This window comes from Bacillus sp. AR13-1 (genome assembly GCF_008042285.1).
In the GTDB taxonomy this organism is placed as follows: domain Bacteria; phylum Bacillota; class Bacilli; order Bacillales; family Bacillaceae_G; genus Bacillus_A; species Bacillus_A mycoides.
Window position 1 is genome coordinate 104,042 of sequence record NZ_QNUA01000039.1, and the last position, 14,408, is coordinate 118,449.

At 36.1% G+C, this 14,408-nt stretch carries 17 protein-coding genes; 1 reads left to right on the forward strand and 16 read right to left on the reverse strand.

Going from position 1 to position 14,408, the window contains the following annotated elements:
- The 13 genes from menG to DN408_RS24770 all read right to left on the reverse strand — a co-directional run bounded on the left by menG (nucleotide 1) and on the right by DN408_RS24770 (nucleotide 10,484).
- Nucleotides 1-714, reverse strand: a complete 714-nt coding sequence (menG, locus tag DN408_RS24710; protein WP_002086620.1) for a 2-heptaprenyl-1,4-naphthoquinone methyltransferase — start codon at nucleotides 712-714, stop codon at nucleotides 1-3.
- Between the two features lie 29 nt (nucleotides 715-743).
- Nucleotides 744-1,496, reverse strand: a complete 753-nt coding sequence (locus tag DN408_RS24715; protein ID WP_016119905.1) for a heptaprenyl diphosphate synthase component 1 — start codon at nucleotides 1,494-1,496, stop codon at nucleotides 744-746.
- A 271-nt stretch (nucleotides 1,497-1,767) separates the two neighbouring features.
- Entirely contained in the window at nucleotides 1,768-2,337 is a 570-nt protein-coding gene (gene folE / locus DN408_RS24720) for a GTP cyclohydrolase I FolE (RefSeq protein WP_002011819.1), read from the reverse strand.
- A gap of 121 nt (nucleotides 2,338-2,458) precedes the next feature.
- Nucleotides 2,459-2,731: an HU family DNA-binding protein gene (locus DN408_RS24725; RefSeq protein ID WP_001043860.1), complete on the reverse strand. Its 273-nt coding sequence runs from the start codon at nucleotides 2,729-2,731 to the stop codon at nucleotides 2,459-2,461.
- Between the two features lie 298 nt (nucleotides 2,732-3,029).
- Nucleotides 3,030-4,508 (reverse strand): stage IV sporulation protein A, encoded by a 1,479-nt coding sequence (gene spoIVA, locus DN408_RS24730; protein WP_000416521.1) that lies wholly within the window; start codon nucleotides 4,506-4,508, stop codon nucleotides 3,030-3,032.
- Between the two features lie 242 nt (nucleotides 4,509-4,750).
- The gene (locus DN408_RS24735; protein WP_002126422.1) at nucleotides 4,751-5,464 is read right to left on the reverse strand and encodes a hypothetical protein; all 714 of its coding nucleotides are present in this window, start codon (nucleotides 5,462-5,464) and stop codon (nucleotides 4,751-4,753) included.
- Between the two features lie 65 nt (nucleotides 5,465-5,529).
- Complete coding sequence (locus tag DN408_RS24740) at nucleotides 5,530-5,733, reverse strand: DUF2768 domain-containing protein (protein WP_002011815.1); 204 nt, start codon at nucleotides 5,731-5,733, stop codon at nucleotides 5,530-5,532.
- Between the two features lie 227 nt (nucleotides 5,734-5,960).
- On the reverse strand, nucleotides 5,961-6,212 hold the full coding sequence (locus tag DN408_RS24745; RefSeq protein WP_000369753.1) for a stage VI sporulation protein F: 252 nt from the start codon (nucleotides 6,210-6,212) through the stop codon (nucleotides 5,961-5,963).
- 116 nt (nucleotides 6,213-6,328) lie between these two features.
- On the reverse strand, nucleotides 6,329-7,351 hold the full coding sequence (locus DN408_RS24750; RefSeq protein ID WP_002011813.1) for an NAD(P)H-dependent glycerol-3-phosphate dehydrogenase: 1,023 nt from the start codon (nucleotides 7,349-7,351) through the stop codon (nucleotides 6,329-6,331).
- 18 nt (nucleotides 7,352-7,369) lie between these two features.
- Nucleotides 7,370-8,680 carry a ribosome biogenesis GTPase Der gene (der, locus tag DN408_RS24755; RefSeq protein WP_002011811.1) on the reverse strand — a complete coding sequence of 437 codons (1,311 nt, stop codon included), beginning with the start codon at nucleotides 8,678-8,680 and terminating at the stop codon, nucleotides 7,370-7,372.
- 124 nt (nucleotides 8,681-8,804) lie between these two features.
- Nucleotides 8,805-8,990 (reverse strand): capping complex subunit for YIEGIA, encoded by a 186-nt coding sequence (locus DN408_RS24760; protein ID WP_002086624.1) that lies wholly within the window; start codon nucleotides 8,988-8,990, stop codon nucleotides 8,805-8,807.
- Nucleotides 8,987-9,880: a YIEGIA family protein gene (locus DN408_RS24765; RefSeq protein ID WP_002086625.1), complete on the reverse strand. Its 894-nt coding sequence runs from the start codon at nucleotides 9,878-9,880 to the stop codon at nucleotides 8,987-8,989. Before DN408_RS24765 ends, DN408_RS24760 begins: the two co-directional genes overlap by 4 nt.
- Entirely contained in the window at nucleotides 9,873-10,484 is a 612-nt protein-coding gene (locus tag DN408_RS24770; protein ID WP_002086626.1) for a YphA family membrane protein, read from the reverse strand. The genes DN408_RS24765 and DN408_RS24770 overlap by 8 nt, the downstream gene beginning before the upstream one ends.
- Nucleotides 10,485-10,601: 117 nt before the next feature.
- On the opposite strand from DN408_RS24770, the gene DN408_RS24775 reads away from it, so the two are divergent.
- Nucleotides 10,602-10,736: a YpzI family protein gene (locus DN408_RS24775; protein ID WP_000513901.1), complete on the forward strand. Its 135-nt coding sequence runs from the start codon at nucleotides 10,602-10,604 to the stop codon at nucleotides 10,734-10,736.
- Nucleotides 10,737-10,930: 194 nt separating this feature from the next.
- Here the strand turns inward: DN408_RS24775 and DN408_RS24780 are convergent, their stop codons facing one another.
- The 3 genes from DN408_RS24780 to rpsA all read right to left on the reverse strand — a co-directional run bounded on the left by DN408_RS24780 (nucleotide 10,931) and on the right by rpsA (nucleotide 14,112).
- The gene (locus DN408_RS24780; protein WP_002166075.1) at nucleotides 10,931-11,650 is read right to left on the reverse strand and encodes a hypothetical protein; all 720 of its coding nucleotides are present in this window, start codon (nucleotides 11,648-11,650) and stop codon (nucleotides 10,931-10,933) included.
- A gap of 251 nt (nucleotides 11,651-11,901) precedes the next feature.
- On the reverse strand, nucleotides 11,902-12,951 hold the full coding sequence (locus DN408_RS24790; protein WP_002011801.1) for a type 2 isopentenyl-diphosphate Delta-isomerase: 1,050 nt from the start codon (nucleotides 12,949-12,951) through the stop codon (nucleotides 11,902-11,904).
- Nucleotides 12,952-12,963: 12 nt separating this feature from the next.
- Nucleotides 12,964-14,112 carry a 30S ribosomal protein S1 gene (rpsA, locus tag DN408_RS24795; protein WP_002126412.1) on the reverse strand — a complete coding sequence of 383 codons (1,149 nt, stop codon included), beginning with the start codon at nucleotides 14,110-14,112 and terminating at the stop codon, nucleotides 12,964-12,966.
- Nucleotides 14,113-14,408: the final 296 nt, after the last annotated feature.

The window sequence follows — 14,408 nt, forward strand, 5'->3', positions numbered from 1 at the left end:
CTATTTTGATTCTGGTTTAATACCTAAATGCATAGCTGCTACACCAAAAGTAAATGGTTTCACTTGCACATTCTTAAGCCCAGCTTCTTCAAACATACGTGCTAACTCTTTCATCCCTGGGAATGTACTAGCAGATTCCTGAAGCCATGAATATTCTTTATAACTTTTCGCAAACATCTTTCCAAATAACGGCATGATATATTTAAAGTATAAGACATATCCTTGACGAAAACCTATCATCGTTGGTTGAGATGTTTCCAGGCAAATTACTTTTCCACCAGGCTTTACTACACGCGTCATTTCTTTTAATACTTGCATGTAATCCGGAACGTTACGTAACCCAAAACCAATCGTTACATAATCAAACGTATTATCTTCATAAGGAAGTTCCATTGCATTTCCATGCATAAGTTCTACTTGCTTTAATTCTAAAGCTTCTACCTTTTGTTTACCGACAGCTAGCATATTTTCGCTAAAGTCTAAACCGTAAACCTTCCCATCTTCACCTACAGCTCCCGCTAGTGCAATTGTCCAATCTGCCGTCCCGCAGCATACGTCAAGTGCCTTACTCCCGGGTTTCACATCCATAATTCGCATCGTTTCTTTGCGCCATGCCTTATGCCTTTGAAAACTAATTACAGAATTCATCACATCGTATTTATCAGAAATTTTCTCAAATACGTCATGTACTCTTTCTTCTTTTGATTGTTGCATGCTCGTACCTTCTTCCAATGTAAAGTTGCTTATATCCTTGATTTATCTCTTAACATAGAAATTATCTCATTAACTTCTGTATGATTCTCTAAAAAATTTTCTTCTTGCTTTCTCATTTCCATAAGCCATTCATTAATAACTGTTTCCAAATTTTTATCATCATCCAATGAGATTTTTTGGACTGCTTGAAAAACAGGTGAATTTTGTTTATCAGCATACAATTGACACTCTTTTTGAAGACGATTTTTTCCTAACACATAAGTTATATATGGTTTCCAATTAGATAACTGAAAATGATCACATGTTTTTTGCAAAAGCGCAGATTCAATTATTACTACACTTTCCATTATGTCTTGAATCGTCACATGTGCTTTTTGATACAGCATAATTTTATGTTCATTAATCTCCTTAATTCCTTCAGCAAGTGCACGAATTAAGATAATATCACAATTCATTGACAATAAGTAATAGTATAGACCACTATAATAATCCCCTGCAAGAACTGTCAATTGACGACGCTTATGGAATCCACTCGTCTCTTCGTTTGCTTTATTTGATACTTTTTCATGTGTATCAAGAGCAATTTGTACAAGCATAATCGTTACGACATAATGATCAATTTGTTCTTTATGTATATTTGCACTTTTTAATGCACCGTATAACAGCGCTATTTTTTCTTCATCAATAAATGGTTCTTCAATATAGTTTATAAAATAAGGATGGCGTAATTTCTCCATCAATTTCTCTTTAATACCCGCATACCCTCCGTAGATGTCACACACAAAAAATCACCCTTGTTTTCTAATTCATAAAATTTATTATAACACATACATTCTATTTTCTATAATCAAAACTTGGCTACTTCTGCCAAACTGCCACCGAATAAAGCCTCAACTTTTATTCATACAAGTTATCTTCGTCTCTAACAACTACAAACATTCATTTACACAAAAGGCAGAAGTAATTTTCAACCTTTATATTCTTGCTCTTTAACATTAAAACTATATCATTTTTTTGTATATAAAAAAAAGAAAAGCAGTTTCCCGCTCTTCTTTAATTCGTCTTAATAAACGATAAAATTTCACTACGTGCTGCTGCATCATTTTCTAACACGCCGCGCACTGCAGTCGTTACTGTTTTCGCACCAGGCTTTTTCACACCACGCATCGTCATACACATATGCTCTGCTTCTACTACTACCATTACACCATGCGGCTCTAGTACTTCCATAATAGAGTTAGCTACTGTTGATGTAATACGTTCTTGTAGTTGCGGACGACGCGCAATTGTGTCTACAGTACGAGCTAATTTACTTAGTCCCGTTACTTTTCCACCTTGCGGAATATATGCAACGTGAGCAACTCCATAAAACGGAACAAGATGATGCTCACACATCGAATAGAATGGTATATCTTTTACTAGCACAAGCTCTTCGTGGTCTTCTCCGAATACTTTGTGTAAATGCTCTTTCGGATCCTCATGCATTCCTGAGAATACTTCTGCGTACATTTTCGCAACACGTTTCGGTGTATCAAGTACTCCCTCGCGATTTGGGTCATCTCCGATTGCCTCTAAAATAAGACGTACTGCATGTTCAATTTGTTCTAAATTAACTTTTGCCATCCGCTAGCCCTCCCGAAAAACCTAAAAGTGATACGAACACATTCTAGCATATTTATGTTTTTAAAAGCAAAAAGAAGAGTTTCCAAAAAGGAAACTCTTCTTCCCTGTTAATATGTAAGGATTATTTAACCGCATCTTTTAACGCTTTACCAGGTTTGAATGCAGGTACTTTACTTGCAGCGATTTCAATCTCCTCACCTGTTTGTGGGTTACGACCTTTACGAGCCGCACGCTCACGAACTTCGAAGTTACCGAATCCGATTAGTTGTACTTTATCACCTTGTTTTAAAGCTTCTAAGATAGAATCAAAAACAGCGTCCACTGCTTTTGTTGCGTCCTTTTTAGAAAGGGAACTTGCTTCTGCAACAGCATTGATTAAATCTGTCTTGTTCATGCCATTCACCTCCTCCCAAAGATAAGACTGTATAATGATCATAAAATGAGTCTTACTTTCATTTGTAGGCAATTTTTACAAATTCTATACTACAAAGATGTAGATAAATCATTATCAACGCCTATATTATACGATTCTCCTTTATAATTCAATATTTTTAAGGAAATTGTTACTCTAAAAATGTGAAATTCTGATGAAACTTGACAATTTACAACAAAATATTAGATAATGACTGTTTATTTTTCTATTACGTACTCAAAAAGAAAAAAATCCCTCTGCAATTAGAGGGATTTTTTTCTTATAATATAATCGCAATTAATCCGCCAGATCCTTCATTAATAATTCTTTCTAGCGTTTCTTTTAATTTATAACGAGCGTTTTCTGGCATTAGAGATAACTTCGCTTGAATTCCTTCTCTAACAATAGAGCTAAGAGAGCGCCCAAATATATCAGAATTCCAAATTGATAGCGGGTCATCTTCAAAATCTTGCATCAAGTAACGAACTAGTTCTTCACTTTGTTTTTCAGTACCGATAATTGGTTCAAATGTTGATTCTACATCCACTTTAATCATATGAATAGACGGCGCAACCGCTTTTAATTTAACACCGAACCTTGAGCCGTGACGAATAATTTCCGGTTCATCTAAGCTCATATCAGCTAATGCAGGCGCTGCTACTCCATATCCTGTTTGTTTTACCATCCGCAGGGCATCCGCCACTTGGTCATACTCTGTTTTCGCATGAGATAAATCGAGCATAAGCTTTAATAAATGATCTTTCCCTCGAATCTCTACTCCTACTACTTCTTTTAAAATTTGATCATACAATTCATCTGGCGCATATAAATCAATCTCTGCCACACCTTGCCCCATATCGATGCCAGCTAGACTTGCTCGATCAATAAATTCATATTGACTAAACTGCCAAACGACACGGTCCACATCACGAAGACGTTTTATATCCTTTACAGTCTCTTGAACCGCTTCCTGATAACTTTGGCGTAACCAATGCCCTTCATTTAGCACCATTACCCAGCTCGGAAGGTTTACATTCACTTCTAAAACCGGGAACTCGAATAATGCTTCTCGCAGTACGTTATACACATCTGTTTCTCTTAAACTCTCTACACTCATCGCAATTACTGGGATATCATATTCTTCTGATAAACTTTGACGTAACTGCTCCGTATCTGGATGGTATGGCTGTACAGTATTGATAATCATAATGAAAGGCTTTCCTACTTCTTTTAACTCATTTACAACGCGTTCTTCTGCCTCTATATAATCTCTTCTTGGAATTTCACCAATTGTTCCATCTGTTGTAATAACGACACCAATTGTTGAATGCTCTTGAATTACTTTACGTGTTCCTATTTCTGCAGCTTCATGGAATGGAATAGGCTCTTCATACCAAGGAGTATTAATCATGCGCGGACCATTCTCATCTTCATAGCCTTTTGCTCCTGGAACCGTATATCCAACACAATCTACTAATCGAATATTCACTTCAAGACCTTCATCTACTTCGATAGAAACCGCTTGGTTTGGAACAAACTTCGGTTCCGTCGTCATTATTGTACGACCAGCAGCACTTTGAGGCAGTTCATCCTGCGCTCTTTGACGGTCTGACTCATTTTCAATATTGGGAATAACAACAAGTTCCATAAACTTTTTAATAAATGTTGATTTCCCTGTTCGAACAGCTCCTACAACTCCAAAATAAATATCACCGCCTGTGCGTTCCGCAATATCTTTAAAAATATCTACCTTTTCCAAGTGATTCCCTCCCTCAATATTTTTGGGAATAATTCCACGTTTATAGTCAACTAATACCTTCTCTAATGTTGCCTATAATATCTGATATAATATAATGGTATTCTAGAAGTTCGGACAATATATCATATAATTTTGTCCAATTTCATATGACTATTTAAAAATACCTTTTGTTTGCATCGCAAGTTGTATAACATAAAAAACCTTTCTTCTAGAACTTATTCACTAAAAGAAAGGTTCATGACTTATGATTTTAAAAAAATTGGTTCTCCATTTTTTACTGTGTACGGCAAAGAATATGCAGGAACAAACGGGGAATCCTTCGATAGTATACTCCGGATATCTTCACCTTCTTTAAATTGTCCTTCATTTTTTTTCAACGCTTCATATAAGTCGATTCTATAATCAACAAACAATTCTCCTTTTTCATTAATTACAAGAGGGAGACCTTTTCCTGAGTACGGACTTGTCACTTGTGGTACATCTTTATATCCTAGTTTTTTGAAGTCTAATTCATAAACACCATCTGTAATCACTTTTTTAAAAGGTGGATATTGATGTTCATCACGATACATCCTTAGCTTCAATGCCACTTCTTGAATTTGTTCCGCCATTCTCACATCAATTAACTTTACTGTCGGATTTTTTTCAACATCTATTAATACATATTGATATACCCCACCACTTTCATACGCATTCCCTGGTGCCTCTTGTATGTACCTTGGAGCAATTTTTTGAAAATCAATTGGATACTTCTGATAAATCGGCGTACTCATATCACGCGTCTTAATTGGTAATAAACCATCCGTTTGCTCCTTATATGTATTAATGGCTTTTTGTACAACTTGCAACTGGTCTTCATAAGGAATAGCACTTTGTTTCATATTTTCTCTTGGATACATACACCCTGTTAAAATGCTCATGCAACAAAATATTAAAATAATATGGATTTTTTTCACTGACAATCACCTTTTCATGCTAGTATGGACTGTTGCTTTTGTAACATTTACCGAATACACATCCTTTATTGCTCAATAGGGCCACTAAATACAACAAGGAAAATAACAATTCCCGATACAATCATGAGGGTGTACGCTACTAAAGCTGTAATCCCTTTCAAAAATTTATTCTTCATTTTATGCCTACTCAATAAAATAAAACTTACTGCAAGAAACATAAATCCAATTGCCCCTAAAGCAAACCACATTTTCATAAGCCCTTCCGACATATATACACCCCTTTACTTTCAATCTATTTTTATACTATTTTAACAAATTAAAATCTTTAAACAAATAAAAATCATCATTTTTCCGTGAATTGATGATTTTTATTTAAAATAATAAAACCGAAGCACGAAATGATGCGCTTCGGTTGACCAAATATGCCCTTAACAGCTCTATTCCCATTCTTTCATAAATATCATATGCATTCTCTAAACTCTTTGTTTCTCATAATTTATTTTTTAAACATTTTACTTAACGAACCAAAATCCGCCGGCATATTATTGTTAATAATCGCTTTTACAATTTGATCCTCTTGCTCTTTTGGCACTTCGCGTCCTGCCATTAGAGCAACTTGATGAATCAATTGGCGAAGCACTGTCTCATCACGTAAGTTCGCATTTTGAACAGACGACGCTAATTTAAAAATATCTTCTTTGTTCACTTTCGCTTCTTTTTCAATGTTATTAAAAATGTTGTTATCCATTCTTTTCACCCTCTCCTCAAGTTACTCTTCATCCTATGCAGAGATGAAAAATTGGTGAAAAGACCCATAAAAAATAAAAAACGGTAGAAGTACGAAATGTACTTCTACCGCTTTCTTTATAACAAATCAGGTATCGCTTCAACTTCATGTTTTCGAACACGTCCCATCAATGAGCCTACTGCATCTTTCACATTATTCCCATTGAACAGCACGTCATATAAAGCAGCTGTAATCGGCATTTCAACTTCCATTTTCTCTGCCAATTCATGAGCAGCTTTCGTTGTTCTTACACCTTCTACAACCATACCCATACTTTCTAGCACTTCTTCTAAAGAGTGCCCTTTTCCAAGCATATTTCCAGCGCGCCAATTTCGGCTATGCACACTTGTACAAGTTACAATTAAGTCTCCCATACCAGTTAGACCAGCAAACGTTAACGGATTTCCGCCCATTTTTCTTCCTAAACGAGCAATCTCTGTTAAACCACGTGTCATTAATGCCGCTTTCGCATTATCACCTAATCCAAGCCCGTCAGATATCCCCGCAGCTAGTGCAATAATATTTTTTAAAGCACCACCAAGTTCAACTCCAACGATATCTGGGTTTGTATATACACGGAAATAGCTATTCATAAACAAATCTTGTACTCCCTCAGCCGCTTCCATACGCTTTGCTGCAGACGTAACAGTTGTCGCTTGACGCAATCCAACTTCTTCAGCGTGACTCGGCCCAGATAGTACAACAACATCCTTAATCAAGCTCTCTGGAATTTCTTCCTCAATCACTTCCGAAATACGTTTTGACGTACCTGGTTCGATTCCTTTACTTGCATGAATCCAAGTAATTGGCTCTGTAACAATTTCTTTCATCTCTTGCAATACGTCTCGGTACGCTTTCGTCGGTACTACTAGCAGTACTGTATTTACATCTACTAATGCTTCTTCTAAAGAAGAGTAGGCTACGATTGTGCTTGGCAATGTAATCCCTGGAAGATATCTACTGTTCTCACGCTTCGTATTAATTTCATTCATGAGTTCAGGACGGTTTCCCCAAATACGTACATCATGCCCATTGTCAGCTAATACCATCGCTAACGCTGTTCCCCAGCTACCTGCTCCTATTACTGTGATTTTTGTCATAAAATCACATCCTCTCCATTAGTCTCTTGCTCTAGCGATAATGTGAATCGGCGTTCCTACAAAACCGAACGCTTCACGTAAACGGTTCTTTAAGAAGCGCTCATATGAAAAGTGCATTAATTCTGTATCGTTCACAAATATAACAAATGTTGGTGGTTTTACCGCAACTTGTGTCGCATAGAAGATTTTCAGACGGCTACCATTATGTGTCGGCGTTGGATTCATCGCTACCGCATCCATAATTACATCATTTAATACATTCGTTTGTACACGGATGCTATGGCTTTCATTTACCTCATTGATAACCGGTAATAACGTTTGTGTACGCTTTTTCGTTTTCGCAGATAAGAATACAATCGGTGCATACTCTAAAAATTGGAAATGAGCACGGATGTTTTCTTCAAATGCTTTCATTGTTTTTTCATCTTTTTTCACTGCATCCCATTTGTTTACAACGATAATAACAGCTCGTCCTGAATCATGAGCATATCCAGCGATTTTTTTATCTTGCTCAATAATTCCTTCTTCTCCGTCTAAAACGACTAAAACAACGTCAGAACGTTCAATCGCTCTAAGTGCACGAAGTACACTATACTTTTCTGTACTTTCGTATACTTTCCCTTTTTTACGCATACCAGCTGTATCGATGATTACATAATCTTGATCATCTTTACTATATGGTGTATCAACAGCATCACGTGTCGTTCCCGCTATATTACTTACAATTACACGTTCTTGACCAAGAAGTGCATTTACAAGTGATGATTTCCCTACGTTTGGACGTCCAATTAAAGAGAAACGGATTGTTTCATCGTCATACGCTTCTTCTTCAATCTTTGGAAAATGATTTGCAGCTTCATCTAACAAATCACCAAGTCCTAAACCGTGTGTACCTGAAATCGGGAATGGCTCGCCAAATCCTAATGCATAAAAATCATAAATATCACTACGCATGTCTGGATTATCAACCTTATTTACCGCAAGTACAATTGGTTTTTTAGAACGGTATAAAATTTTAGCAACTTCTTCATCTGCTGCAGTTACACCATCGCGACCATTCGTCATAAAAATGATAACATCCGCTTCATCAATCGCTACTTCCGCCTGTTGACGAATTTGTGTCAAGAACGGCTCGTCTCCAATATCAATTCCACCTGTATCAATAATGTTAAACTCATGATTTAACCATTCTCCCGCACTATAAATACGGTCTCGCGTTATACCTGGTATATCTTCTACGATTGAAACTCTTTCTCCAACAATTCTATTGAAAATAGTAGATTTCCCCACGTTCGGGCGGCCTACTATCGCTATTACTGGTTTCGGCATATACTTTCATCCTTTCAACTTGCTTCTGTTTATTATGTAAAAAACCCTTCTTTGTGCAAGAAGGGATTTGCATTCCAGAATATTTCTCAACGTATCAAAACACCTCACATTATACCACACGTTACTAATGTTTCACAATAATATATACATTATCTTGTAAGCGATGTGCAATACCATCTAAAATAGCCTCTAAATTATTTGCAACAAATTCCAGTTCCTCTGTCGACTCGCAAATAAATAAAGGGGCACCACCTGCAAATTTCTCTGGCGTTGTTGTAATGACTGCGAGAATAACACTTTCTAACATCATCTCTTATCTCCCCTTCCTTTCGGAGCTTCTGATGACATATGAACAGCACTCTCTAATGTTGGTACATTTCCGATTACCCCTATCGCTTTTTCTGCATCTTGATCTTGCGGCAGAACAAAAATCCCAACTCTCCCATCCTCTAAATCACGCTTCGCTAACGGTACAAGTGCCGGCGTTCCAGAATCTCTATATATTCCTAAAGCAACCGAAACATCATGTAAAATAGCTTGCCGTTGTCCTAAGTTTGAGATTGTAACCATCGCATCTATCGATTTCGGTTTTAAAATAAATCCCATTCCATATTTCATAATTTCTTCTTGCCTTGCTGGCAATCCAATATTCATAATGTAAATATTATCAATATAAAGTCCCGCTCCTTCAAAACGAAGTGGAACGTGCTCTATTTCTACAAGGTCATGAAGTCTTTTACCTGACATTAATTTTTTCGCAATGAAAAAACTTACTATACCAGTAATTACCCCGGCAATCCATGAATCGAATCCTATATACGCAAACGTTGTTACAAACGACGTTAACATCGCCAAGTAGTTACGACTTTCAAATACTAATGCAATTCCTTCAATGTATGTATTACCACGTGGTACGAGCTCATATCCATCTAATTGTTGAAGCGTATTTCTTTCCATATTGCGCACATCACGAAATTGCGTCGCTGCTAACGTAAGAAATGTAATTGCAGAGAAATCTTTTTTCAAAACAGACGGAATCGCAATTGCTCCTAAGGCAGCCGCAATTAATCCCATCGCGATATGAATAATTTTCCCGTGAAGCCTCGTCGGATATTGCCTCGTATCGGTACGAAGCATTAACAACCTAGTTATTGTACCTGCAATTACGCCACATAAAATAGCTGGTGTATATTCAGTCATGTATTACCCTCGCCTTTCTTTTACGTGTTTTCCTCTTAAATTGTTCCATATATACCGATGCCTTTGTAATCCAAAGTAAAATCGCCATAAATAAAGTGGAAACAGCAGCAACATCTAAAAAAGCTAAACTGCCGTATTCATAAGGAAAATGTAATTTACGAAAAATCAGCGTCACCAATAATTCTCCTTGTAACATCCCTATATATAAGGAGCATAATCGTAATATGCGATCCCCGTGCAATAAAACCGATGCATACACAAGTGCACCGCTTAACAGCAACAACCTATCAACCACAATCCAAATTGGATCATATACTTCTAACAAATGAAAGCTTGTATATAACATTGCAATAATAAGTGCCGAAAGTAAGGTATATAATTTTTTCCAAATAGAATATAACGCGATACCTACAAAAGAAATAATACAAAGCAAAAGGGCATTTACCGATATTGTGAAAGAAGCAATCGTCACATTTAACGGAGAACAAATAATAAAAATTAATATACAAGCACTTATCTTCCAACGAATAGATTCCTTTTTCATAAAAAAGGTCACGACAATCCACCCTATCCAAGCAACAAAATAAAAAGTACTCCCATCCATCATTTCACCTCCTATGATTTCCATTATGGGAACTTTTTATGAAAGTTAATCCTCCTTTTCTTTGTGCATAGTTTTTCTCATAACAGCAAAACTTTTAATAAGGAGGTGTAACTCACAATGGGTAAAGATCGCCAAGAACGAAAGCTAAGAGAATCACGCCGCGTTGAATCTGATCGCGACCAATCACTTCAATATCCCGGTGCAACAAGTCTTGATACACCGGAGCAAGCTCGAAAGCAGAATCAGCATTAAATAAAGTGAAACTTCAGTGGGGGATTATTAGCCCACACCAATCAAGCTGCCCTCAAATAGGCAATACAAAAAGACGGTTTCGATATTGTACGAAACCGTCTTTTTACACAATTATTTTATTTATTTCTACTCGTAATATAATTCTTTTGTTTTCGCATTATAAACCCTATCACTCAACGAGGCATTAATCGTAACTACACCTGTTGGTTTTTAGAATATGTAATAACATAATACGTATGTAGAGAAGGATCTTTACTCTTTACCTCTACACGTACATAATCCGTCTCTCTTATCTCATTTAACTTTCGCTCAACCTCTTTTTTCGCACCTACAATATCTTCTTTTTCTCCTTTAATTTCCCTACTCACAATGGTATTTCCTTGATCAGAAAGTAATACTACTTCAGCATTACTTAAACTCACTTCATTTGGTATATTAAAATAATAAATTGTATACGAATCTTCCGATGGATTTTTGTCTTCTCCTAATTCCCTTGGCAAAATTAGTGCTTCTATTCCACTTCCTGCATTCACCGTTGGATTCCTATACAATTTATTCCCGACTGCAATTGCAATATTCGTCGTTTTAATTGCTGATTGTGCTGTTGTTGAACTAGAATCTCCTTCTCTTACATTTGAAGTTAATGAAATTTCAACCTTTTTCTTATATCCAGAAACTGCTGTATCTTCTCTTATATTTCGTGCATGGATGTTAAAATCTTCACTATTATATGTAATGCGTCCTATTGTATTTTTACTATTTGAAGATACATTATCTCCTTTTTTATTAACATCCTCATCCCCAAAATTATAGTGAATTTTCCCTTGTTTCTTTTGACTCTTAAATAGCAATCTCTTATCTTGTTTTATCGCTAACCAGCTATATAGAGAGGAATACTTTCTTACTTTTGCCATGTTTCTCTCCACAAACACAGAAAAAGTAAGAATACTCAAATAATTCAGCGGCATATTTTCTACATTTCTTCATTTTTATAACCCCTTTTTTTCAATTTTAGCTTTTCTGTATGATATTTATATATACTTTTATCATAATATAAACTCTCTCTTTTTTCCATTTATAGAATTATATAGAATGATAACTTCTCGCCTTCCCTCTTCATTTTACGAAAATAAAACGCAAAAAAATCAACCGGATGGTTGATTTTTTATCGCCTACTATAATGTGCAGTGTCAATCCCTCGCTGCGCTAACCAATGGTACGTTTCACCTTTTACAACAAGAGGTACAGATTGTAACTCTTCTATCGTCTTCACGCCAAGAGCTGTCATAATAAATTTTAAATCTGTATGTAAAAGATCAATTTCATCCACTAAATTCTCAACACCATCTTGCATTAAAATACGTAAAAAGTATCCAGCAAACGCAGTTGTATTCGCCCCTAATGCGATTGCCTTCGCCACGTCAAGTGCTGTTTGTATACCCCCAGATGCAATAAAAGAGAGGTTATTATTTGTAGAGGTTGCTTCAATAATCGAGGTAGCTGTTTGTATGCCCCAGTTATTAAAATAAGAAAGCATTCGCTGTCTTCTTTCATTTTCAACAGCAGCAAAATTCGTACCACCTTGTCCGCCAATATCAATTGCTGTTATACCTATATTCGCTAACTGTTGTACTGTTTCCTTACTCATTCCAAAACCGACTTCTTTTACGATGACAGGTACTTTACTTTTTAAAACTATTTTCTCAATCCGCTGAAGTACACCAGTAAAATCACGGTCTCCTTCTGGCATCGTTAACTCCTGTATGACATTTAAATGAATTTGCAGTGCATTCGCCTCAATCATATCAACGGCACGCTCTGCCTGTTCGACAGTTGCCTCACTTCCTAAGTTTGCGAAAAAAATCCCATTCGGATTTACTTTCCTAACAACTTTATACGAAGCCGCTTCACTTTCATCTTTTAAAGCTGCCATTTGCGAACCTACAGCCATAGCAAGGTTATGATGTTTCGCTACATATGCTAATTGCTCATTAATATGTAATGTTTGCTCTCCTCCACCACCAGTCATCGCATTGATAAAAATCGGCGAACTTAGTGAAAGTTCGCCGATTTTTGTTTCACATGTTATAGTGTCATAACTTGAATTTGGCAAGCTTTGATGCACAAAATCAATATCATGAAAGCCATGCGTACGAGACTGACCAGTAGAAAGAGCATATTCAATATGATCTAATTTACGTTTTGCCCTTACCACTTGTACCCCTCTTTATTTCTTTAATTTTTTCAGTTGTTCACCAATAATATCACTTAACTGGAAAGTAGCCGAATCAGCATTTGGCTCATATTGGCTATAATCTTCTGTTACATTATTTTCTTCAAGCGTTTCTTTTATGCTTAAAGAAATACGTTTTTCTGCTACATGGACTTCAAGTACTTTCACTTTTACTTCTTGTCCCATTTCCAATACTTCATTTGGATTTTTCACGTGACGATTTGCAATTTGAGATACATGTACAAGCCCTTCAACACCAGGTAAAATTTCAACAAACGCACCGAATGTAACAAGGCGTTTTACTACTCCCTCACGAATATCTCCAGCTTTTATTTCGCCAGCAACATTTTCCCAAGGTCCTGGCTGAGCTGCTTTAATTGATAAAGAAATACGTTGCGTATCAGCATCAACAGATAACACTTTTACCTTTACCTTTTGACCTTGCTCTAATACCTCAGAAGGTTGCTCTACACGTTCGTGTGAAATTTGTGAAATGTGAACTAAACCGTCCACACCACCAACGTTAACGAAAGCACCAAAATCCGTTAATCGTTGTACTGTTCCTTCAACAATGTCCCCTTCTTTTAACGAAGAGATTGCTTCTTTTTTCTTAGAATCTAGTTCTAGTTCTACTACCGCTTTATGTGAAAGAATAACACGATTTTTTTCACGGTCTAATTCAACAATTTTCACCGCTAATGTTTTTCCTTTATAGTCAGCAAAGTCTTCTACATAATGTACTTCTACAAGTGAAGCTGGGATAAAACCACGAACACCAAGGTCCACAACTAATCCACCATTCACGATATCTTTTACAATAACATCAAATACATGACCAGAATTAAATTTTTCTTGTAATTCTACCCACGCTTTTTCTGCGTCAACAGCTCTCTTAGATAAAACAAGATCATCATCTTCTAATTTAATAATTTTCAATTCAAGTGTTTGATCTAATTCTACAACATCGCTTGCTTTTTCAATATGAACGTTAGCTAATTCACTAATCGGAATTACGCCATCTGTTTTGTATCCAACATTTACAAGAACTTGTTTCTCTTCAACTTTCGTTACAGAACCTGTAACAACGTCACCAACTTGTAATTCTTTTGAATTCATAACTTCTTCATTCATTTTCTCTACCATGGAAATACCTCCCTACAGAATTGACAAAGCATTTTTATGTATATACGAAATGAAAACAAATGTTTTCATTTGCATGTTTAAGAATTTATCATCACATATTCTGTTTCAATACAGTTCACAAGAAACTATATTAAATCTATATAAATAGTATACAGCAAAATCATCTTGAAGAAAGTATGATTTGAAATATAATAGCGAATATATTCTGACATTTTTTCCCCTCTGTAACTAACTTCTTACAAATTAGCCCATTTGTCAAGAAAAGAGACTTATAATTTGCAGTGACCCCTGTCAAG